A 21,449-nucleotide genomic window follows, 5' to 3' on the forward strand; every position below is an offset into this window, starting at 1 on the left:
TTATTGCTCTTCCTGGGCTAGTGCTTCTTCATGTTTCTTGGCAAAGTCTCCTGGTGTAATCTCGTTTCCGAACAACGATTGGATCATATTCAAGTGTGTCTGCGCGACTCCAGGACTCATCTGTACATCGGCAAACAGCGTGATATTGCTTGCCTTGTTCAGCTCACTTAACACATCCATGTATAGTGGTGGCAGCTGCACTTTTGAGGTATCTACCTTGGTTGCGGGGATCACACCTGCTTCCACGACGGACTGCTCTCCCCATCTTTCAACAAAGAATTTCACAAATTTTTTGGCCTCTTCCTTCACTGTGGAATTCTCAGCGACAAACATTCCCACACCAGGGCCGCCAACCCAACTGTCATGATTCCCCTTTCCTCCATCTACGGTAGGAAACTTGAAGAAACCAACCTGATCTCTGAATTCTTTCGGTATGGACTCATTGGTGGTAAAGTTCGGCAGTTCCCAGGTTCCCATCAGGTACATCGCCGCTTTTTCATTGAAAAACTCGGATTTCCCTTCGTCGTTGGACAATCCGTTGAAGCCTTTTATAAATGCGTTCATAGCGACCAATTTTTGAACCTCCTCAGCAGCCTTGATCAAACTTGGATCTTCGAAAGAGCCGCTGCGGTCAATCGCTTTCTTCAGAATTTCTGCTCCACCTATCCGATCCGCCAGATACATATACCATAACGATCCTGTCCAACGATCCTTGTTGCCAAGCGCGATGGGAGCCATGCCGTTTGTAGAAAGGGTTTGGACAACATGTGTAAACTCCTCGTAGGTTTCCGGCGCCTTTAGGTTGTATTGGGAGAAAATCTTTTTATTGTAGTAGACGGGGACAATATTCAATTCAAGGGGAAGCGCGTACGTTTTATTGTCGATCGCATATGCTTCCGTCGTACCTGGTACAAAAGAATCTTTTAAGCCACCTTCTAAAAGGTCATCCAAAGGAGCGAACAGGTTCCCTTTCACATAGGGCTCCAAAAATCCTGCCGCCCAGGTCATTCCTACATCTGGAAGCGCATTGGAAGCGGACAATACCTTTAGCTTATTTTTGTATTGTTCATTTTCCAGAACTTCCAGCTTGATCGTGACATGCGGGTTTGCGGCCTGGTATTCTTCAATGATTTGATTCACAATCAAATTTTGCTGTTTCGAACTTCCTTCAGGCCATAAATGCATAAAGGTAACAGTTACGTCTTCAACTGCATTGGATGCTTGCTCATTTCCATTGCTTTGACTGCTGGTGCTCTCACCAGTCGGGCTTGCACAGCCTGCCACCGCAAGCACAGAGATGATCACAAGAATCAACAGCGATGTAAGCGCTTTCCTAAAGGTAAACAAATAAACCCCCCATTTCGTTTTAGATGGATGCTCGATTTGTATTCAGTGTAGCATCTGGGATAATGTGGGGTAAGGATACTATAATTAGAGAAAATTCCACTTTTTTTAGATCGACTTTCTTACCTCTTCTGCACGCTTTCGAAACTGATTGGGTGTGATGCCTTCGTACTCTTTAAACAGTTTGATGAAGTATTTTGCCGTTTGATAGCCAACTTCTTCGGCAATCGCTGCAATCGGCAGCTTGGTCGTTAGCAGCAGGCTTTTTGCGAGCTGCAATCTGCTCCGTGTCACGTATTCGCCAAACGTCAGATTTGTCTGTTCTTTGAACAGCACACTAAAATAACTTGCATTGAGATGCACATGATCGGCCACTTCCCGCAAACTTAACGGGCTCTTTAGGTTCTCGTCGACATAACGCATCGCTTCTCTGATGGGTGAGCGGGAATTACGATCCTCTTTTTTGATTGCGATCAGTCTATCATCGACCACTTTTTCGATAATCCCTGCCCTCTCCCGGTTTGCCTCTACCTCCAGGCCTTGCTCCACCGCTTCAATCAGTTTCCCTTTGTTGAGGGGTTTTAGCAGATAGTTGACGACACCTAATCGAATCGCTTGTTGTGCATATTCAAACTCGGAATACGCGGAAATGATGATAATCACCGGCTTCTCTGCTTTCTGCTGCAAAACTTCGATCAGTTTCAGTCCCGTCATCTCTGGCATGCGAATGTCTGTTAGCAGCAGATGAACCTTCCGTTGGTTTAGGACTTCCAGTGCCTCATCCCCACCTGCTGTACTCAAAATGTCATACCTGCCTGCTGCCCAAACCTCCAGTGTCGTTTGCAATCCCAGCCTTGTTCGTGGTTCATCATCCACGATTAAAATGGTCTTGGAATACATCATGCCACTCCTCCCTCGCACGGAATCTCAAAGGTTACACTGGTCCCTTCTCCTATCTCACTGCGAATGGAAAGACCACCAAACGGATATTCCTGATAGTAGAGCTGCAACCTTTTGTTTACGTTGGCGATCGCCATTCCCCTTCCTTTCAGGGAAGAGAGTCCGCCGCTTTCTAATAACCGGTAAATGGCAGCAAGCGTATCCTGATCCATCCCTGCCCCATCGTCCTTCACGGTAATCACCAGATTGGAGCAGTCGGTTGATCGGTCAACAGTGACTGATACGGACCCTTGGCCTATCTTATTTCCTACACCGTGTACCAGCGCATTCTCAACAAGAGGCTGAATCAGCAGTTTTGGAATGCTGACCTCCTCACATTCGGACGAAGCCGATATATGCCACCTCAGACGGTCCCCAAATCGCATCTTCATAATCTGCAAATACCGCTCAATGTGTTCCAGTTCTTCTTTTACCATCACCCATTCATCCTGCTTCGGATCGCTGATCGTGTAACGGAACAGCTCCGACATCGCAATCACATGTTCAGCAAGCTCTGTCTCTTTCTTTTCCTCCAGCGACCAGTAGAGCGCATCTAGTGTGTTAAAAAGGAAATGGGGATTGATTTGTGCTTGCAAGGCTTTTAACTCACTGCGGCTGCGAAGCAGTTCTTTTTGATAAACGACCTGGATCAAGTGGTTGGTGTTCTTTACAAGTTGGTTGTAGGTATGGTTCAATTCGTTGATCTCAACGGTGGAAAAGATGCCTAGTTGGGGTTTTAGCTCACCCTGTCTTGCCTGCCGCATCGTCCTGGTCAAATGGAGAATTGGCCGCGTAATCATCGTCGAGAGCAGATACGAGAATGCGAGGAAGATGAAGAAACCTGCTACACCTGAGAGAGTGATGGCCGTTTGCAGGATGGTAATACCTTCCGTAAGGGCGCGAATCGGGGTCAATATGGCCAAAGTCCAGCCAGTAACAGCTGATTTCTGTTTCACTACAATGAATTGCTTGCCATTTATGGTTGCTACCTGCTGATTGTCGGTTAAGATTTGTCGGATATCCCCATCATAGTTGGAAGCAATGGGGATGAAATGATCGTCTACGAGCACCATATACTCATTTTCTTCGGTTGCTTGTGACGTTTCCGCAAAGTCGAAATAATCAGGATTGATGCGAATGAGTAAATACCCGCCGTTTGAAAACCAACGGTCCATCAAGCTAACTCTCCGGATAGCCAGAAAGTATCCCGGATTTATGGGATCCGTCCCAACCCAGACCATTCTCCCTTTTGCCAGGTCCGCCTGCTTCACCCATTTGTGCTCCACTCGTTTGGACAGATGGGCTTCACCCAACGGGAGCAATCTCTGGTAATCTGGCAGGTAGAGTTCAAAGGAGTGGATGCCATCTGAATACGCTTGAAATGTATGGACGATCTGCATGAGCGATTGCCGTTTGTAAAAATCAGATGGACGACCGTTTGCCTCCTCTAGCAATACCTGCTGTACAGAGGAATTCGTTGCCACTTGATTGGACAATGTGTCAATCTGTTGATAAAGCGTTTCCAATCTGCCATTCGCCTGTACGGCGGTCTGCTGCATTTGCTTTTCAGCGTTATTTTTCAACAGGGTGGACACGAGGTTGTAAGTCATGATCCCCACCAGAAACAACACAATCCCCATCGCAAACAAGAAAACAACCAAGATCTGATTGCGCAACGTATTGAATTGCCATAATCCAGCCCTCACGTTCCGTTCATCCTTTCTCGCAGGGAGGTTTTGCTGCGTTATCAGATAAAGAAAGGATGGAATCATCGCTGCGTTCCATCCCGATTGTTCGTATGTCCGATTGTCAGCAGGCGATTTTCTGCTTGCTGTCTACATATTGCACGTCCCAACGCTCACTACCGTAAGCGCTTTCATAAACACGCTGAAAAGGTGCGTGTGGTGTTGTCCTCCCGATTTGGCTGTATGTATGCTCCGCTCGATATACTACATCCATCATATCACCACCTACTTAGTTTGTCTATCGGATAAACAAAGTGTTTGCAAATAAAAGAAAACTGTCTCCTCTAGAGCCAATCGGTTGGTACTTACTTGAAAGTCAATGATTTGTACTGTGGAAAAAAAGCGTGGATCATCATTCTTTGCCATGCTCCACGCTTTTTTCCACCTTTCCAATGCTAGAAACGAGTACTGCCCTTATAACAATCCCGCTACCTGTCTTATCGATACAGTCGGCTGCCCAAGCGGCGGAACTCTTCTGCCTTCTCGGCCATGCCCGCTTCCACTTCCGCTGCCTCGGCAGCCGGATCTTGTAATGCCGCACGCTCGCGTATGTCATGGGTGATCCGCATGCTGCAGAACTTAGGCCCGCACATCGAGCAGAAATGAGCCGTTTTGGCCCCTTCTGCGGGCAGCGTTTGGTCGTGATACTGCATAGCCCGGTCCGGATCGAGGGAGAGATGAAACTGATCGCGCCAGCGGAATTCAAACCGTGCTTTGGAGAGAGCATCGTCACGCTGCTGCGCTCCAGGGTGTCCTTTGGCCAAGTCTGCGGCATGGGCGGCTATTTTGTAGGCAATCACTCCTTCGCGAACATCCTCTTTGTCAGGCAGGCCGAGGTGCTCTTTCGGAGTGACGTAGCAAAGCATGGCAGTCCCCATCCAGCCGATGATTGCCGCACCGATCGCAGACGTGATGTGATCGTAGCCAGGTGCGATATCGGTCGTCAATGGACCTAGCGTATAAAACGGCGCTTCCTGACAAATCTCCATCTGGCGATCCATGTTTTCTTGCAGTTTGTGCATCGGCACATGCCCCGGGCCTTCAATCATTACCTGGACATCGTGCTTCCAGGCGATCTTCGTCAACTCCCCGAGCGTCTCCAACTCTGCAAACTGGGCTGCATCATTGGCATCGGCGATCGAGCCGGGACGCAGTCCGTCACCGAGCGAGATGGAGACATCGTACGCGCTCAAGATTTCACAAATCTCTTCAAAGTGGGTATACAAAAAGTTTTCTCGATGATGCGCCAGACACCAGGCGGCCATGATCGATCCACCTCTAGAGACGATGCCGGTCACCCGCTCCACCGTAAGCGGGATGTAGCGAAGCAGTACACCAGCGTGAATGGTGACGTAATCGACCCCCTGTTCTGCCTGCTCAATCAGGGTGTCGCGGTACACCTCCCAGGTTAGCTCCTCCGCTTTTCCATTCACCTTCTCCAGGGCCTGATAGATCGGTACCGTACCGATCGGCACGGGTGAATTGCGGAGGATCCACTCTCGGGTTGTGTGGATGTTTTTGCCGGTGGACAGGTCCATCACTGTATCAGCTCCCCAGCGAATCGCCCAGGTCAGCTTCTCCACTTCCTCCTCAATCGAGGAAGTAACAGCGGAATTGCCGATGTTGGCGTTCACCTTGACTAGGAAATGGCGTCCGATGATCATCGGTTCGCTCTCCGGGTGATTGATGTTGCATGGGATGATCGCACGTCCCATGGCCACTTCCTCTCTGACGAACTCCGGCGACACGTTTTCACGGATTGCAACGAACTCCATCTCAGGTGTGATGATCCCCTGCCGTGCGTAATGAAGCTGGGTGACGATACGGCCCGATCTCGCTCGCAGCGGCTGCCTGCTTTCGGAAACCGGCAAGGACGCGACCGATGCATCGCTTACAGCATATCCGTTATCCTCTGGTTTTCTCTGCCGTCCAGGGTAGTTCTCCACATCCCCACGTTCCAGAATCCAACGATGCCGCAGGGAAGGCAGCCCTTGTTGAATATCTGTAGCCTGCATTGGATCGGTATAGGGACCACTGGTGTCATAGACACGAACAGGCAGATTCTCGCTGGCGCCAAAGCGATCGATGGTTGCCTCCTGAGCGATCTCCCGAAAGGGGACGCGGATATCTTCCCTTGATCCGGTTACATACACCTTGCGGCTGCCAGGAAGAGGTGCAAGCCCTGATACCTGTGGTTGCTGCGATTCTGCTTTGTTTGTCATACATGAGCCTCCTTTTTGCTACCGACCGGACGCTTTTTCCTCGCTGTACACAAAAAAGCCGGGCCCTTTTGTCACAGGACCCGACCGGCAGCTCACAAAAGAAGACGGAGCAACACTGTCTACGATGCAAGGCAAATCTACTTTCCTACGCTGGTATTACCCAGATCAGGTCCAAAGGGTCCGCGGACTTCATCGCGTCCGACATCTCAGCCCAAGCTCAGGTGGGCTCCCCCAGTAGCAGTATATGATTTTTTGGATATCATTACCGTATCCTATCCGTGCTAAAAAGGCAATATGTTTTTTTTTAGCGGTGGAGTCGGGTGATGACCGCTTCGCCGCTCCCGGACACACGCAGGTCGACATACCAGCCTTGCTCCACGCTTTGTTCGATCTCTCTGCCGGTATTCTCCGGTACGTAATACCGTTCAAACCCATATACGATCCGCAGTTCCTCCCCCATATAACCATCGTAGTAAGGAACTCGGCCGGACAGCATGATCTGACCAGGCGCCAGCTGCGGTTTATGCCGGTATACGCCTACCGCTTCATGCCACACATTCCCCTTTTGCTCCAGTACGACGTAAACATCTGTGTCATACAGGGGCTCTTCTAGATCATGCTGTACCGACTGCAAGTCGATCCGGCTGATCTCGAATCCGAGCCGGACGTAATCACCGTAGAACAAATCACGCGGATCGACCGGGGCAGTCTTGAGCGTGACTGGGTGGCCACTCGTCGAGATCCAATAGTATTTGCCGACAACGCTGAGCAGCATCAGCACCTGCAGCAGCACCAACAATACGAACCGTTTGCTCATCGCGGATCCCTCCTCGCCTGCTTCACCCATCTCCTGCGCTGACGTTCCAGAGCGAAGCTAAGGGCCAACAAAAACGCGCCGCCGATGAGAAAGAAGAGCGATTTGTCCATAAAGTCCCACGCGAAGTTCACGTATGCCACAAAGCTGGTCACGCCAAACATCACTGCTCCCGCGTTGATTCGCTGTACGTCATGTCTTTTTTCACCGCCGAGGACCATCGCGATGGACAAGCCATACAAGGCGAGGATCATCGCCACATCCAGTCCCAGCATTGGCTCCGGATCGGTCGATCCTGCAGAAGAGCCAAACAAGAGATAGTAGATTGGCAGCGGCAGGTGGGGCAGCATATCGGCCGCTCGATCAAGCGTCCGCTGCCTCATCGATAGGAAGAGATAACCGAGGACAGCCAACAGGATGACTGTACTTCCCACTGTGTCTGCCAGGTTGATCTGCAGTAAAGATCCGCTTCCGAAGATGACTATGACCGCAAACAGTGTCATCCCGATATACCCAACAACTCGAAACAACGATGGAAAAGGCGCCATCCGCTCTGGAATCAGGACGGCTGCAAACAGATAGACAAGGATCGGCAATTGCACCAGCAATCCATTTCCATATTCGGCCACGTCGAGCACTGCCGTACCCAACAAGATGACGGAAGTTGCCGAGCTCAGCCAGACCGAGCGCAGCTTCCACAGCAGCGGGAACAGTCCACCCCCGTACAACACGTATAAGATGAGCCCAGAGATCCCTTCCCTGCTGTCTGTCGTCAGTCCGTAGAACGAAGCTGCCGTCAGGATCAACAGCGAAATCAAGGATAGGGTTTGCGAGCGGTAGTGCCAAGCCAAGGTAATCGCCCCGATAAACCAGAGATAAAACGGAGTGAGCGGATGGCCCGAGAGATGGTACATTTGACCAATCAGAAAAAATCCCGCACCGTAGATGCCGACTCCGATCACGATAAAGGCCGTCCCCAGCCTCTCACTGCCTCTCCGATGCAAGAAATCACCCAAGAGGTAGACGGCAACCAAAGAAAGCAGGATGAGCAGCAATCGAGTTAGATGAGTCATCCCATCCCAATTGGACGCAATAAACGTCAACACGCCCAGCCCTAGCAGAATACCCCCCATAATCGACAGCGTACCCGCCCGGTCTCGGGCAGGGTAGCGCACGGCGATTTGCTCGTACTGCTCATCGCTAATAATTCCTTCCCGTTTCCACTGCTCTGCTTCCTGCAGAATCACCTTCCGTTTGCTCATCGACACTCCCCCTCTGCTTTTTGCAGCATGATGCTATGTTTACTCATCGACACTCCCCTCCCGCTCCCTTTCGCTTCGTAAACCTCCGGTCAATTCGGCCAATCTCTTCTCCGCCTCCGCTGGATCCAAGCTGTAGTAGTGGAGATAGCGTTCCTCGTCGATGATCCGGTAGTGACCGGTAAATACGTGTTTTTGCAAGCTGTACGATCCCTCACGCCGCTCTTCTGTCCACCACACTTTTCCTCCCATCGTCCTGTACCAGGCTTGGGAGTTGGACCGAGTCGCTACCAGATCAAGCACATCCAGCGTAGCGTCGCCAAACAGCGAGTGCATGATCTCGCCCCGTCGAAATAGAACAGCAACCAGCGCAGCTGCAGTGAAGCCGAGTGTTTTCCTGCCTTTTTCCACCTGGACCAGCGTTTTTTTGGAAACGCCGATGATCTCTGCCATCTTGTCCTGGGTTAGATCAGCTTCAATGCGAATCAACTTGAGCTTTTCGGAGACCATTTTGTCAAACTCTACTTGTGTGAGACGAGTTGCAGATGCTGTTTGCTGGATTTTGAACCCCCCCCAAGGAAAGCATCTTCTACTATCACATGCTTTACAATATGCTTATTTAGTGTAAAATTACACTTTTTGCGCAAACATGTCAATGAGAAAAATCGTCATGGGAGACGGGGCAGTTCCACGACACCCTGTAGTGATTGATCTCCTTCTTCACAAAAAAATCTGCGCCCATCTAGAGCGCAGATTCTTCTTATGTAGGGCAGCAAGGAATGCTATAAGCCAGGTTCTGTCTCTCCCGTGCTGCAAGCGGGTGCTTCCCTCGCACCAGGAGCGGTAGCCATCTATCTATGGCAGAATCGTCTGCCATCTGTCCCTCCGTTTGATTCCTTTGGGACAGTTCCCCTACCAAATTTGGGTTTCTCGCTCGCAGGGTTTACCGCGTTCCATCTTCCCTGTCGCCAGGAAAGCTGCGTTTCTGTGGCACTTTCAGCGTACTCAGGTCTCAGGGAGAACCCTTTCCACGCCGTCAGCGAAGCCAAACAGCCTCACTGCCCTAGTTTGCACTAGGTACGAACACTCCAAGCATCTCAGCTTGGGCGAGCCTGGACTTTCCTCTGCCGCCAGCCGACCCGGCTGCGACAGCGGCTACCCACATTCCTTGCTATCAAGTTTTAGCGACAATGATTAATGTAACACATCAGCCATCGACGGTCAATGGTATCTCACTGGAGCAAATGACAGCTTCTTCCTTGTCAACGATCATCTTCCCATATATAATAATATATCCGCAACAGCTACTTTCCCTAGTGGGAATCGGAGGAATTCGAATGGATTTGTTTGATCTCCGCATGATTGGCCGCCACGTCTGTTTGCGTCTGTTGACGGCGGAGGATGCTCCTGCGTTTTTGGACTATCTGCTGCGCAACAAACACTACCACGATCCGTATATGCCGCACCGGCCATCCGATTCCTTTACGCTGGAAAATGTACGTCGCCTAACCGATCAGCGTCAGCGAGTGGGATCGGATCAGGAGTATGCGTTTGCGGTGATTGACAACGAATCGGAGCGTCTGGTGGGAAAAGTGAAGCTGTCCGGGATCATCCGCGGCTCTTTTCACAGTGCCAACCTAAGCTATGACATTGACGAGGCGTTCAGCAGCCGCGGCTACGTGACGGAGGCAGTGAAGATGTTGATCTCGTTTGCCTACTCCGGACTGGCCCTGCACCGGATTCAAGCAGCGATTATGCCGCGCAACCTACCCTCTCAGCGCGTAGTGGAAAAAGCCGGATTCGTACGCGAAGGCTATAGCCAGCACTATATCCAGATTAACGGCATCTGGGAAGACCATATTACATACGCGATTACGAAAGAGCGTTACGACCGCCTGCCTGCTTACCAAAAGGAGCAGGGCCTGATTGCATGGATCACCGAAACATAAGCAGATGGCTGCTCGACAGCAGCTGTCGATGAAGGAGGAGTTCATATGCTGATCATGCCGTTTGAGGATAAAGTTCCTGAGATCGACGAGTCCGTCTTTCTCGCACATGGAGTCGTGATCTCCGGCGACGTGACGATCGGTGCCGATACCTCGATTTGGTACAATACCGTGATTCGCGGCGATATAGCACCGACGACCATTGGACGGAGGGTGAGCGTACAGGATAACAGTACGCTGCATCAAAGCCCTGGATTGCCGCTGATCATCGAAGACGAAGTAACCATCGGACATAACGCTGTTCTCCATAGCTGCGTGATCCGGCAAGGCGCTTTGATCGGGATGGGCGCCATCGTGCTGGATGGCGCCGAAGTAGGAGAAGAAGCAATGGTTGCTGCCGGTGCTCTGATCCCGCCGGGGATGAAGGTGCCGCCGCGCAGGCTGGCAGTCGGTTCTCCGGCCAAGATCAAGCGGGAGCTAACCGAACAGGACCTGGCGGACTTTCGCCGCATCCGCCAATCGTATGTGGACAAGGGCAAGCTGTACCGTGAACTGGAAAAGCGTCCAGTCAACCGCTAGCGAGGTGAAAAGAGTGCGAGACTGCCTGACACTGGTCCTACCACCCCTGGTGTGACATTTTGTCAGACAGTCGCCTTCCCCCCGCACGTATCCAGATGCACATTCAGAAGTCCTACTTGTCTTCCTCGAGCAGATAAATGGGGGCACCCTCGCGTATCCGCCCTGTCCGCACAACGCTGGCATAGACACCAAAGCAATTGCTGCGCTCTTGAAAAATCGTTTTTAGCAGAGTTGGATCGCGCTCTGTATCCTCGGGATCGATCGTCACGATCATACACCGCTCACAGGGGCGGACCACTTCCAGTTCAACCTCTCCGATCTTCAATCGTTTACCAAACCAACTCTCTTCAGCAAACGGCTGCGGATCGGTCAAGGAGATCACCAGATTGGCACGGAAACGACGGTGGTCCACCGATCTGCCCCAGATTCGCTCCAGTTCGTTCAGGGAAGCATCGCTGACCAACTGTATATGCTCCTCCTCAATCGCACCCTTCGGCACATGCTCCGGTGGGTATACAACCCTGCTCAAGTGTCGTTCTGACAACCGCTCCAATTCCCCAAGCAAATCGGGATCATCCCAGTCGTACACTTGTCCGTTGGGTGCAGTAACCCGCACGGGCGGATACTGATCCCCCTCCCTTTCACCGAGAAATGACGCCTGAAACCCGATCATCTGTGGCAATTGTGTCGCGGTCAGATACCGGCCCGGTCTGGTTTCATCGAGAAAACAATGGCTGCGGTCACCTAACAGGCCGTAGTCTGTTACCTCCGTTTCCTTTATTCTCTCTCCGGAAAAAGACTTGACCGGATGACGGACGATCTCAGCAATCGTCCCCACCAGATAACTCATTGTATGGTTCTCCTCTCCATGCTTATAGGATGTTCCTTAGTGTGATGATTCCATTTACTCACCGATGACTCACGAAGCAGCCGCCTCTTTCGTGTGAATCGCAGCCGTATGTCGCTTCCGGTAATGCTGAAAGAGCAGGTAAGAACGGATCGCTGTCTCCAGATGCAGACGCTCCGGTTCTCTAGTCGTTACGTGCCGCTGCAGGAAAGCAGATAGGGCAAGCAACGGTTTCATGCCGTGACGCAGATGTTTTTGTCCCAGATAGCCAGCCATGACCCCGAATCCTCCTATGAGGATACTCCAGGCGAGCGGCAAAAAACCAAGTGCCGGCAAAAAACAGAGAAAGAAATAGGTGACGTAATTAGTCGAGCAGCCGCTGTTGACAATATCAGCCTGTCTGATTGCGGCCAGTGCTTCCAGTTTCTTCTCCCCTCCGTAGCTAAACACTTTATGCTCCGCTCCGTGAAACATCTTCAAGCGGCGGGGAAACAAAAAGTGGAATCCGAACGCATAGACGATTGCCCACCACGGGCTAATCTCTCCCCAGACAGGATACAGCAGGTACAAGATCAGGCTCAGATGAAACAACTGGTACGTCCAAGGCAGGGTAAACACCATCCGCAGCCACAGCTTGCCAATTGTTCGCAAGGTGATCTTCTCCGCCCAGACATGGATCACGCCTTCCCTCACTTCTGCACACGCCAGCACCCTGGAATCGTGAAAGATGACACCGCGGCCAAACGAGATTCCCGTAATCATAATGCGGTATTCTCCTTCCTGTCTATTCCCTATATAATAGGGTGTACGTTTGTATTGCAAGGAGGTATTCATTTTGATCCGTTTTGTTCCAACTAGTCCCCTGACACCGCAGACCGACCCTTGGGAGCCGCTCAATAGCGCCACTCCGCCGTGCTACAAGCTAACCAGTGTGGAATTCACCGTCACCAATATGTGTAATCTGCGATGTGAGCACTGTGCTGTTGGCGACACACTACAGATCCGCGATGATGAGATTCTGCCAATCGAGACCATCATCCGGCGTCTCGACGAGGTAGAGGATCTGCTCACTCTTAGTATAACAGGCGGAGAGCCAATGTACAGTGAACGAACGGTGCAGCAGACGATCCTGCCACTGCTTCGCTACGCGGTCAATCGGGGCCTGCGCACGCAGATCAACTCGAATCTGACTCTGCCCTACAGCCGCTATGAAACGATTCTTCCTTACATAGATGTGATGCACATTTCCTGGAACTACACTAGTGCAGAGGAGTTCCATCAGATCGCTTACGCCAAGAGCATGCAGCGTGTTTCACTCAAGCAGGCAACCGCCCTCTATCGCACGATGATGGATAATGCCAGGCGACTGGCTGCAGCAGGCGTGTTCGTGTCGGCGGAAACAATGATCAACAGCCGTACCTGGCAGCATCTCTCTACCATTCACCAAATAGTCCGAGAGATGGGCTGCGCCCGACACGAAATCCACCCGATGTACCCGAGCGATTTTGCCCGCGATCTGCAGGTACTGTCGCTCGATCAGCTGCGTGAGGCCGTTCATCAATTGCTGGACAACCGTGATGAGACGATCTGGATGCTGTTTGGTACGCTTCCGTTTTACGCCTGCAGTCCGGTGGAAGCGGACCTGCGGCTGATCCGACGCCTGAGAGAGACGAAAAATGTATCCGTCCGCAACGACCCTGACGGACGCAACCGCCTCAATGTAAACGTGTTTAGCGGCGAAGTAATCGTCACTGACTTCGGTGATGTGAAGCCACTGGGCAACATCGCAACCGATCGCCTGGACGACATGTTGGCCCGCTGGCAGCAGCACCAGCTCAACCAGCGGATCAACTGCCACTGCCCATCAGCAGCCTGCACGGGACCCAACTTGCTGGTGGTTGACACCTACTACCCCACCACCAACTTCAAAGAGCGGCATGCTCTCGTCTAAATGTGCGCACACTAAAAGCGGAGGTGTTCTAAGTGAGCAGAAACCGCAAACCGCTTGTCCCAGAAGCGCGTCACGAGTTGGACTGTCTGAAAGGACGCCTGCAGGAAGTGTTGGACCCTGAACAAGCAAAGTATAAAGTGGCTTCCAACCTGCATATTCCCCTGAAAAAAGGATACAACGGCGATTTAACAGCCCATGACAGCGGACGGATCGGCGGTCAATTGGGTGGCAAAATGGTCAAGGAACTGATTCGTTCCGCACAGGAAAAGCTGGCCGCGAAACGCAATCCGTAACAAAAGAAAAGAACCGAGTTTTGTCGGTTCTTTCAGATTGCAGACAAACTCCCTCGCTGAACGAACAGCAGAGGGCGTTTGTTTAATAATTTGATGAAAATACCGAAGGTGTTTTGATCCTTCACCTTTTGGCGACCTGATTTCCATAGCCAGGTCGCCATTTTTTTTAAGTTCATGGCAGCGAAAACAAGCATCGCCTGCATCGTGACCTTCTCCAGTCCTCGTAAGGTCGTCCAACGCATGCCATGCTTTTCCTTCATATCAGCGAATACACGTTCAATCGTTTCTTTCCGTTGGCTATAGATCTGTTTGTTTTCCTCGGTATGCCGGAGGTGGTCTACCTCTTCGAGGTAATCAGCCCAGATGTGGCGACTCACTCTCTTTGTGTAGTCTTTACTTTCCGTGCATTGTTTCAAAAACGGACAACTTCGGCAAACTTGAGAATTTGATCGATAGATACGGTACCCATCCTTGTTTGTTGTCTCATATGTTAAGATTTGCTCGTTCGGGCAGATGTAGCAGTCGAAATATTCATCATACACATATTCGTACTTTTTAAAAAAACCTTCTTTGGTGCGTGGTCTTGTGTAGGGCATAACGGGGCGAATCTGGTCATCAATCAGTGTTTTACTGATGTAAGGCGTCTTGTATCCGGAGTCCACCGCCACAGCCTGAGGTTGTTCGAACGTCTGTCGCACTTGATTCAAAACATCCTCAAAAACCTGACTGTCATGCACATTGCCTGGCGTTACCTTTGCGCCAAGCACAAATCCATTTCGATCACATGCCGTATGAAAACTATAGGCAAATACACGTTCCTTTTCCCCCTTTACAAACAATCCGCAATCCGGGTCAGTTGTGCTGACCTTCACCTCCTTCTTCGAAGTTTCTGTCTTTTTTTCAAGGGGCTTCTTTCCATGTGCAATACGATCCTGATTGATTTCTTCGTCCAGTAGCTCTTGATATTTCTTGGCTTGTTCTTCAACGATTTCTTTCACGTATTTATGCTTATTCGCACTGGCTTTTACATGCGTAGCATCGATGAAAAGCACGTCAGGCTTCACGAATCCATGATGTACCGCCTCTTCCAATATTCGAAGGAAGATCGACTCGAAGAGTTGAGTATTCCGAAAACGGCGAACATAGTTCTTGCCTAGGGTCGTGAAATGGGGAATGGGCTGACTGAAGTCATAGCCAATGAACCACCGATAGGCAACATTGGTTTCGATCTCTTTAATCGTTTGCCGCATGGAACGAATACCAAAAAGATATTGGATGAGAGCAATTTTGACTAAGACTACAGGGTCAACACTGGGTCTGCCGTTGTCATGACAGTAGAGGCTTTCCACTAAGTCATAGATGAATGAAAAGTCGATTGCATTTTCGATTTTTCGTACGAGATGATCTTTTGGCACCAACTCATCTAACGAGAATGCAGATATCTGATAACGGCCTTCGGCCTGTTGCTTATTAAGCATAATGCCACCTCCAAAAATAACTATTGAAAACGTAACATGTTCTATATTCAACAAAAAAGCCTGCAGACCCTGTTCCTTACGGAACTTTGTCTACAGGCTGATTATTGATTCTCTTTTTTTCTGGATTTGTCTATGTACAGTCAAAATCTTTTATGGTAGCTGGTATGACCTTTTTTGCATTATTCGGAGTAGCTCTTGCATTTCGTTTTTTATTGGATTCATTTGCCCGAGAAAAGCTCAGGAAATCTGGAATCACAGATATTGACAAAATGGACGGACATCAATTTGAACATTATCTTGCTTTATTATTTCAATCCCAAGGGTATAAGGCTAAGGTAACTCGTGCAGCAGGTGATTATGGGGCGGATCTTATTTTGGAGAAAGGAAATAGTAAAATCGTTGTACAAGCGAAACGATACGGGAAAAACGTGGGTGTCAGCGCCGTTCAACAAGTAGTTGGCTCGCGTGCACATTACGGGGCGTCGGACGCATGGGTTATTACGAACCGGGACTTCACTGAAGCAGCACAAAATCTTGCTAAATCAAATCAGGTACGCTTGATTAATAGAGGAGAGCTAATTGATATGATTTTGAAGTTAAATCCAGCAGCTGTACCTAATCCCAAGAAAGTCCTATCCAAAACTTTATCAAAAAAATAGATGAGTCCTTCGTGTTTCTCGTAGGTAACAAAGGTAATCATAAGTATTTCGCCCTCAATAATCGAAATCCGTTCTCATCCCTGTATTTTTCGAATCCTACAAATGGGTGGCACTGGTGCTGTAACCGGCAGTCGTTTTCGCCTTCCCTGACTTGCCTGTGCGTCAAAATGCCATAATACATAAGATGTTTGGTAGCAGTGGCCATCCATACTGATAACAATGAGCCAAAATGTGCCACCCTCCTCATTATATGACACTTATTCGGCCTATGTCAGCTATTTCTCGAAGTAAACCTTTCAGTTTAATTTGTTTGTTTAATCCAGTCCCTAATACGCTCGCCGTACTCTGCTCTTAACAATTCCGGATTATAGTAATATATATGGATGTAACCGCCCACTTTTAGCTGCGTGAGCTTCTTTCTGTACTGGAGGTGTTACATTTCTGAGAAGGACAATGATGAAGAAAAGGCCCTCTCAAACGAGAAGGGCCTATGTCCTGTTTTACTACCTCCCGTGCTTAGACAAAACAAGGATGCCGAACATTACACTACTATTCAGACAGTTGGAAAAAGTTTTACCTTCAAACGACCAAAATCTGTCTCAACTTTTGGGTTGATTGGGTATCCAACCTATGAGTGGTTTCCAGTAATCTTTCGTCCGGACACCTAACTTTGAGAAATTGATAGATCCCCATCAGAATAAAGTTTGTAATTCATCTTTACAGGAAATACTGATCCGTATAATGCTCCGCCTTTTGGTTGCACTACCTTGCCTTTAAACGACTGAACTAATTTCGTATAATCGCTACCGTTAGAAGTATCATATTCGGGGTCAGTGAAGGTGCATAGTACCAACCCATATGGGTAAGGTTCAACCGGTAAGTCATATCCGGTGATTGTTGGATTTCCATCACCGAGAACATATGCATTAATCTCACCATCTATCGTACCTACCTTGTAGTTCCCAAGATAAATAGAAGTGTGGACAGGATAACTTAGAGGCCCAAAAGTCGAAATATCATCGCTCGATGGCTTTTTGTATGCATTAATGGTAAGAACACCATTTTTGCTAGAAATGCTGACTTCATAGCCAGCCTTTTTATAGGCGTCGTAATCAGCTTGCTGCTCCTTTGTCAGACCGTCACTGTTTGTTGCACCGACAGGGATAGCAAAAACAGAAAGCATCAACATCGCAAGCAAAAATGTGAAAATTTTACGGTTCATTTAATCATCTTCATCCTTCCTTTTTGATTTGGGTAATACATTAAAAACCCCAAGATACAAAATGTACACTCCTACTGTCACGACAATACCACCAAGGAACAGTAACACTTCCAATCAAATCTCCCCTTTCTACATCACTCCCTTTTCAAGGATACTACGTAAGTGTTGCATAAAAACGTTATGTATATTAAGATGAGTACCTGGCTTACAACCATACTTCCTGAATTGTTAGTAAAATTAGACAACTTGCTGCTTTATCTATTGGAAAAAACGATAGTTAGCGATTCGGTACATCTCGCTCATCTTTTCTACCTAAACCATTTCGCACAAATAACTAGACTCGAGAATTGATCCATTTGTCTTTTCAAGAATACCTTCCTCATTTAAGTAACATGGTGGTGGATACAGTTTTCCTGCTTGGGCAGATTTCCCATTATTATCTAAACATTACCATCGATTGTGCTGATTTGCAATCATTTACTTGAGATTTTTTGGATAATAAGGAAAACACGAAATCAGGAAATATTTTCGCATGGTCATTCTTGATATTTTTCATGTCATTTAAGCAATAATCATCTGTCTAGTTAGCTTTTAAAAGAAGTCCTGTCCTATAAGCATCTTTTATCCTCTCGTGACAGGGATTTAATTTTCCGTTGGGAATATTTGTATTCTTGAACTGGTATATTTCTTATGTATGCATCAAAATCCATGGGGATTCCGTCTTTTGACACTACCTTAAATACAGTTCGATCCAGAAAATAAAAGAGGGTGTCCCAAAAGCCATGAATAATGGCTGAGGGATCCCCCTTTTTTTCAATCTAGAAAAACAAAAAGAAACCATCCTTTGGTAAAATGTAAGTACGACCCAACACATACAAAAGGAGTGGTTTCTTTGTACATTCAATATACCATGGATCAACTTTGTTTACCAATGGATGTAGAAGAGGACATTCCCGCCAATCATCTCGTTCGTGTGGTCAACGCCGCTGTCAATCGTCTCGACGACGCCATCTTTGACGCGGCTTACCCCGGAGGCGGACGAGACAGCTATCACCCCAAGATGCTCACCAAAATCATCATCTATGCCTACACCCAGCGCATCTACTCTTCTCGCCAGATTGCCAAGGCCGTCCGTGAAAACATAATGTTCATGTGGATCGCAGGCAGACAACGTCCGGACTTCCGCACCATCAACCGCTTTCGCTCGGAACGAATGAAACCCGTACTGGAGACTGTGTTTACCGCCATTCTTCAATTCTTGGTCGAGGAGAATTACGTGCAGCTGGAGCATTACTTTGTGGACGGTACCAAGATCGAAGCCAATGCGAATCGGTATACGTTTGTTTGGGGAAAGGCTGTCGTCAAGCACAAAGCCAAGCTCCAGGAGAAAGTGAAGACCTTGTTTGCCACCATTGAGGAAGCCGAAAAGCAAGAAGAAGGAGCGCACGGGGGCCAAGATCTTCGCGAGCTGGGCGAGTCCTCTACCCTCACAAGTGAAAAGCTGGAGCATGCCGTCAAGCAATTGGAGGAACGCCTGCAGGAGAAGCCAAAAGACAAGCCACTAAAGAAGGCGGTTCGCACCATCCGCAAAGACCTGCTTCCTCGCCTCCAAAAGTATGAAACACATGAGAAGATACTAGGCACTCGAAATAGTTACAGCAAAACGGACCCTGACGCTACCTTTATGCGAATGAAGGAAGACCACATGCGAAACGGCCAGCTCAAACCTGGCTACAATGTGCAGATTGGCACCGAAAATCAATTCATTGTCGGCTACAGTGTGCATCAGCGGCCGACCGATACGCGCTGCTTTATCCCTCATCTTGAAAAAGTAAAGGCGCAGATCGGAAAGCTACCGAGAAGCGTCATCGCAGATGCGGGTTATGGCGGCGAAGAGAATTATGACTATCTCGAACAAAACGAAGTCGAAGCCATCGTCAAATACAGCACGTATCACCGCGAAAAAAGCAAGGCATGGCAAAGGGACATCAGCAAGATCGACAACTGGACGTATAACAGTGAGCAAGATACGTGGACATGCGCAGCGGGGCAAACCCTCCATTTCCGAAGAGAGAGCAAGGAGAAAACGGAAAGTGGATACGAAATCGTGTACCGTCATTACAGAAGCGCCGGTTGCGAGGACTGTCCGTTGAAGTCTCAGTGTACGAAAGCCCAAGGCAATCGCGAAGTCAAAGTCAGCATGAAGTATTTGCGGCTAAAGAACCAAGCAAAGCAGAAGCTCCGCAGCGAAGAAGGGTATGCCCTGGCAGTGAGGCGCATGATTGAGCCGGAGCCCGTGTTTGGTGCTATGAAGAACAATCGAGGGTTCAAAAGGTTCCTGCTTCGAGGCTTACCGAAAGTAAGTCTGGAGGTCGGGTGGCTTTCCCTTGCCCACAATTTGCTCAAGAAGGCTGCAGTGGACGCCCAAAGACAAGGAGCTAAGCGAGAACAGGTCGCTTAGCTCCTTTGTTTTTTGTTTCTTCCGAGACTTATCTAATTTTTTTTCTGATGAGGTCGTTCCTAAGTTTACTTTTGGGACACCCTCTTCAGATTGCTGACAAACTCCCTCGCTGAACTAACAGCAGAGGGAGTTTGTTTAATAATTTGATGAAAATACCGAAGGTGTTTTGATCCTTCACCTTTTGGCGACCTGATTTCCATAGCCAGGTCGCCATTTTTTTCAGGTTCATGGCAGCGAAAACAAGCATCGCCTGCATCGTGACCTTCTCCAGTCCTCGTAAGGTCGTCCAACGCATGCCATGCTTTTCCTTCATATCAGCGAATACACGTTCAATCGTTTCTTTCCGTTGGCTATAGATCTGTTTGTTTTCCTCGGTATGCCGGAGGTGGTCTACCTCTTCGAGGTAATCAGCCCAGATGTGGCGACTCACTCTCTTTGTGTAGTCTTTACTTTCCGTGCATTGTTTCAAAAACGGACAACTTCGGCAAACTTGAGAATTTGATCGATAGATACGGTACCCATCCTTGTTTGTTGTCTCATATGTTAAGATTTGCTCGTTCGGGCAGATGTAGCAGTCGAAATATTCATCATACACATATTCGTACTTTTTAAAAAAACCTTCTTTGGTGCGTGGTCTTGTGTAGGGCATAACGGGGCGAATCTGGTCATCAATCAGTGTTTTACTGATGTAAGGCGTCTTGTATCCGGAGTCCACCGCCACAGCCTGAGGTTGTTCGAACGTCTGTCGCACTTGATTCAAAACATCCTCAAAAACCTGACTGTCATGCACATTGCCTGGCGTTACCTTTGCGCCAAGCACAAATCCATTTCGATCACATGCCGTATGAAAACTATAGGCAAATACACGTTCCTTTTCCCCCTTTACAAACAATCCGCAATCCGGGTCAGTTGTGCTGACCTTCACCTCCTTCTTCGAAGTTTCTGTCTTTTTTTCAAGGGGCTTCTTTCCATGTGCAATACGATCCTGATTGATTTCTTCGTCCAGTAGCTCTTGATATTTCTTGGCTTGTTCTTCAACGATTTCTTTCACGTATTTATGCTTATTCGCACTGGCTTTTACATGCGTAGCATCGATGAAAAGCACGTCAGGCTTCACGAATCCATGATGTACCGCCTCTTCCAATATTCGAAGGAAGATCGACTCGAAGAGTTGAGTATTCCGAAAACGGCGAACATAGTTCTTGCCTAGGGTCGTGAAATGGGGAATGGGCTGACTGAAGTCATAGCCAATGAACCACCGATAGGCAACATTGGTTTCGATCTCTTTAATCGTTTGTCGCATGGAACGAATACCAAAAAGATATTGGATGAGAGCAATTTTGACTAAGACTACAGGGTCAACACTGGGTCTGCCGTTGTCATGACAGTAGAGGCTTTCCACTAAGTCATAGATGAATGAAAAGTCGATTGCATTTTCGATTTTTCTTACGAGATGATCTTTTGGCACCAACTCATCTAACGAGAATGCAGATATCTGATAACGGCCTTCGGCCTGTTGCTTATTAAGCATAATGCCACCTCCAAAAATAACTATTGAAAACGTAACATGTTCTATATTCAACAAAAAAGCCTGCAGACCCTGTTCCTTACGGAACTTTGTCTACAGGCTGAAAGAACCGAGTTTTGTCGGTTCTTTTTTTCATGCCGATGAGTTTATCCGTGTACCGTA

At 48.7% G+C, this 21,449-nt stretch carries 18 protein-coding genes, 1 other RNA gene and 1 riboswitch; of the genes, 6 read left to right on the top strand and 13 right to left on the bottom strand.

The window, feature by feature from the left end; translation table 11 throughout:
• The 8 genes from LOK74_RS11405 to rnpB form a co-directional block, all read right to left on the bottom strand.
• Complete coding sequence (locus tag LOK74_RS11405; protein ID WP_230046740.1) at positions 1-1,347, bottom strand: extracellular solute-binding protein; 1,347 nt, start codon at positions 1,345-1,347, stop codon at positions 1-3.
• Positions 1,348-1,452: 105 nt separating this feature from the next.
• Positions 1,453-2,244, bottom strand: coding sequence for a response regulator transcription factor (locus LOK74_RS11410; RefSeq protein WP_230046980.1), 792 nt, complete (start codon positions 2,242-2,244; stop codon positions 1,453-1,455).
• Entirely contained in the window at positions 2,244-3,989 is a 1,746-nt protein-coding gene (locus tag LOK74_RS11415) for a sensor histidine kinase (protein ID WP_230046741.1), read from the bottom strand. The genes LOK74_RS11410 and LOK74_RS11415 overlap by 1 nt, the downstream gene beginning before the upstream one ends.
• 476 nt (positions 3,990-4,465) lie before the next feature.
• Positions 4,466-6,250 (bottom strand): phosphomethylpyrimidine synthase ThiC, encoded by a 1,785-nt coding sequence (thiC, locus tag LOK74_RS11420; protein ID WP_230046742.1) that lies wholly within the window; start codon positions 6,248-6,250, stop codon positions 4,466-4,468.
• A 125-nt stretch (positions 6,251-6,375) separates the two neighbouring features.
• A riboswitch (TPP riboswitch) is annotated at positions 6,376-6,493 on the bottom strand.
• A gap of 61 nt (positions 6,494-6,554) precedes the next feature.
• Positions 6,555-7,067: a GDYXXLXY domain-containing protein gene (locus tag LOK74_RS11425; RefSeq protein WP_230046743.1), complete on the bottom strand. Its 513-nt coding sequence runs from the start codon at positions 7,065-7,067 to the stop codon at positions 6,555-6,557.
• Entirely contained in the window at positions 7,064-8,326 is a 1,263-nt protein-coding gene (locus LOK74_RS11430; RefSeq protein ID WP_230046744.1) for a DUF2157 domain-containing protein, read from the bottom strand. Before LOK74_RS11430 ends, LOK74_RS11425 begins: the two co-directional genes overlap by 4 nt.
• Before the next feature lie 39 nt (positions 8,327-8,365).
• Complete coding sequence (locus LOK74_RS11435) at positions 8,366-8,833, bottom strand: helix-turn-helix transcriptional regulator (protein WP_230046745.1); 468 nt, start codon at positions 8,831-8,833, stop codon at positions 8,366-8,368.
• Between the two features lie 270 nt (positions 8,834-9,103).
• An RNA gene (gene rnpB, locus LOK74_RS11440) (RNase P RNA component class B) lies at positions 9,104-9,490 on the bottom strand.
• A 170-nt stretch (positions 9,491-9,660) separates the two neighbouring features.
• Between rnpB and LOK74_RS11445 the strand changes: the two genes are divergently transcribed.
• Positions 9,661-10,272, top strand: coding sequence for a GNAT family N-acetyltransferase (locus tag LOK74_RS11445; protein ID WP_230046746.1), 612 nt, complete (start codon positions 9,661-9,663; stop codon positions 10,270-10,272).
• Between the two features lie 45 nt (positions 10,273-10,317).
• Complete coding sequence (locus LOK74_RS11450; RefSeq protein WP_230046747.1) at positions 10,318-10,848, top strand: gamma carbonic anhydrase; 531 nt, start codon at positions 10,318-10,320, stop codon at positions 10,846-10,848.
• A gap of 112 nt (positions 10,849-10,960) precedes the next feature.
• Here the strand turns inward: LOK74_RS11450 and LOK74_RS11455 are convergent, their stop codons facing one another.
• Together LOK74_RS11455 and LOK74_RS11460 are read right to left on the bottom strand one after the other, a co-directional pair.
• The gene (locus LOK74_RS11455; RefSeq protein ID WP_230046748.1) at positions 10,961-11,698 is read right to left on the bottom strand and encodes an MOSC domain-containing protein; all 738 of its coding nucleotides are present in this window, start codon (positions 11,696-11,698) and stop codon (positions 10,961-10,963) included.
• A gap of 69 nt (positions 11,699-11,767) precedes the next feature.
• A complete protein-coding gene (locus LOK74_RS11460; protein ID WP_230046749.1) occupies positions 11,768-12,457 on the bottom strand; it encodes a DUF1385 domain-containing protein in 690 nt (229 codons plus the stop codon).
• Positions 12,458-12,530: 73 nt separating this feature from the next.
• Here LOK74_RS11460 and yfkAB point away from each other — a divergent pair, with 73 nt between their 5' ends.
• Both yfkAB and LOK74_RS11470 read left to right on the top strand, forming a co-directional pair.
• Complete coding sequence (yfkAB, locus tag LOK74_RS11465) at positions 12,531-13,646, top strand: radical SAM/CxCxxxxC motif protein YfkAB (RefSeq protein ID WP_230046750.1); 1,116 nt, start codon at positions 12,531-12,533, stop codon at positions 13,644-13,646.
• Positions 13,647-13,678: 32 nt separating this feature from the next.
• Positions 13,679-13,939 carry an alpha/beta-type small acid-soluble spore protein gene (locus LOK74_RS11470; RefSeq protein ID WP_230046751.1) on the top strand — a complete coding sequence of 87 codons (261 nt, stop codon included), beginning with the start codon at positions 13,679-13,681 and terminating at the stop codon, positions 13,937-13,939.
• A 32-nt stretch (positions 13,940-13,971) separates the two neighbouring features.
• On the opposite strand, the gene LOK74_RS11475 is transcribed toward LOK74_RS11470, so the two are convergent.
• The gene (locus LOK74_RS11475) at positions 13,972-15,417 is read right to left on the bottom strand and encodes an IS1182 family transposase (RefSeq protein ID WP_230046894.1); all 1,446 of its coding nucleotides are present in this window, start codon (positions 15,415-15,417) and stop codon (positions 13,972-13,974) included.
• Positions 15,418-15,581: 164 nt separating this feature from the next.
• Between LOK74_RS11475 and LOK74_RS11480 the strand changes: the two genes are divergently transcribed.
• On the top strand, positions 15,582-16,076 hold the full coding sequence (locus tag LOK74_RS11480) for a restriction endonuclease (protein ID WP_230046752.1): 495 nt from the start codon (positions 15,582-15,584) through the stop codon (positions 16,074-16,076).
• Positions 16,077-16,740: 664 nt separating this feature from the next.
• Here the strand turns inward: LOK74_RS11480 and LOK74_RS11485 are convergent.
• The gene (locus LOK74_RS11485; protein WP_230046753.1) at positions 16,741-17,298 is read right to left on the bottom strand and encodes a hypothetical protein; all 558 of its coding nucleotides are present in this window, start codon (positions 17,296-17,298) and stop codon (positions 16,741-16,743) included.
• Between the two features lie 892 nt (positions 17,299-18,190).
• Here LOK74_RS11485 and LOK74_RS11490 point away from each other — a divergent pair.
• Positions 18,191-19,759 (top strand): IS1182 family transposase, encoded by a 1,569-nt coding sequence (locus tag LOK74_RS11490; RefSeq protein ID WP_230042947.1) that lies wholly within the window; start codon positions 18,191-18,193, stop codon positions 19,757-19,759.
• Positions 19,760-19,844: 85 nt separating this feature from the next.
• On the opposite strand, the gene LOK74_RS11495 is transcribed toward LOK74_RS11490, so the two are convergent.
• A complete protein-coding gene (locus LOK74_RS11495; RefSeq protein ID WP_230046754.1) occupies positions 19,845-21,290 on the bottom strand; it encodes an IS1182 family transposase in 1,446 nt (481 codons plus the stop codon).
• Positions 21,291-21,449: the final 159 nt, after the last annotated feature.

This window comes from Brevibacillus humidisoli (genome assembly GCF_020923435.1).
Classification (GTDB): Bacteria; Bacillota; Bacilli; order Brevibacillales; family Brevibacillaceae; genus Brevibacillus_E; species Brevibacillus_E humidisoli.

Excerpts from the sequence above, each read along its gene's own strand:
- LOK74_RS11410 (WP_230046980.1), bottom strand. The coding sequence starts at position 2,244 with ATGTATTCCAAGACCATTTTAATCGTGGATGATGAACCACGAACAAGG.
- thiC (WP_230046742.1), bottom strand. The coding sequence starts at position 6,250 with ATGACAAACAAAGCAGAATCGCAGCAACCACAGGTATCAGGGCTTGCA.
- LOK74_RS11425 (WP_230046743.1), bottom strand. The coding sequence starts at position 7,067 with ATGAGCAAACGGTTCGTATTGTTGGTGCTGCTGCAGGTGCTGATGCTG.
- LOK74_RS11430 (WP_230046744.1), bottom strand. The coding sequence starts at position 8,326 with ATGAGCAAACGGAAGGTGATTCTGCAGGAAGCAGAGCAGTGGAAACGG.
- LOK74_RS11435 (WP_230046745.1), bottom strand. The coding sequence starts at position 8,833 with ATGGTCTCCGAAAAGCTCAAGTTGATTCGCATTGAAGCTGATCTAACC.
- LOK74_RS11445 (WP_230046746.1), top strand. The coding sequence starts at position 9,661 with ATGGATTTGTTTGATCTCCGCATGATTGGCCGCCACGTCTGTTTGCGT.
- LOK74_RS11450 (WP_230046747.1), top strand. The coding sequence starts at position 10,318 with ATGCTGATCATGCCGTTTGAGGATAAAGTTCCTGAGATCGACGAGTCC.
- LOK74_RS11455 (WP_230046748.1), bottom strand. The coding sequence starts at position 11,698 with ATGAGTTATCTGGTGGGGACGATTGCTGAGATCGTCCGTCATCCGGTC.
- LOK74_RS11460 (WP_230046749.1), bottom strand. The coding sequence starts at position 12,457 with ATGATTACGGGAATCTCGTTTGGCCGCGGTGTCATCTTTCACGATTCC.
- LOK74_RS11475 (WP_230046894.1), bottom strand. The coding sequence starts at position 15,417 with ATGCTTAATAAGCAACAGGCCGAAGGCCGTTATCAGATATCTGCATTC.
- LOK74_RS11480 (WP_230046752.1), top strand. The coding sequence starts at position 15,582 with ATGACCTTTTTTGCATTATTCGGAGTAGCTCTTGCATTTCGTTTTTTA.
- LOK74_RS11485 (WP_230046753.1), bottom strand. The coding sequence starts at position 17,298 with ATGAACCGTAAAATTTTCACATTTTTGCTTGCGATGTTGATGCTTTCT.
- LOK74_RS11495 (WP_230046754.1), bottom strand. The coding sequence starts at position 21,290 with ATGCTTAATAAGCAACAGGCCGAAGGCCGTTATCAGATATCTGCATTC.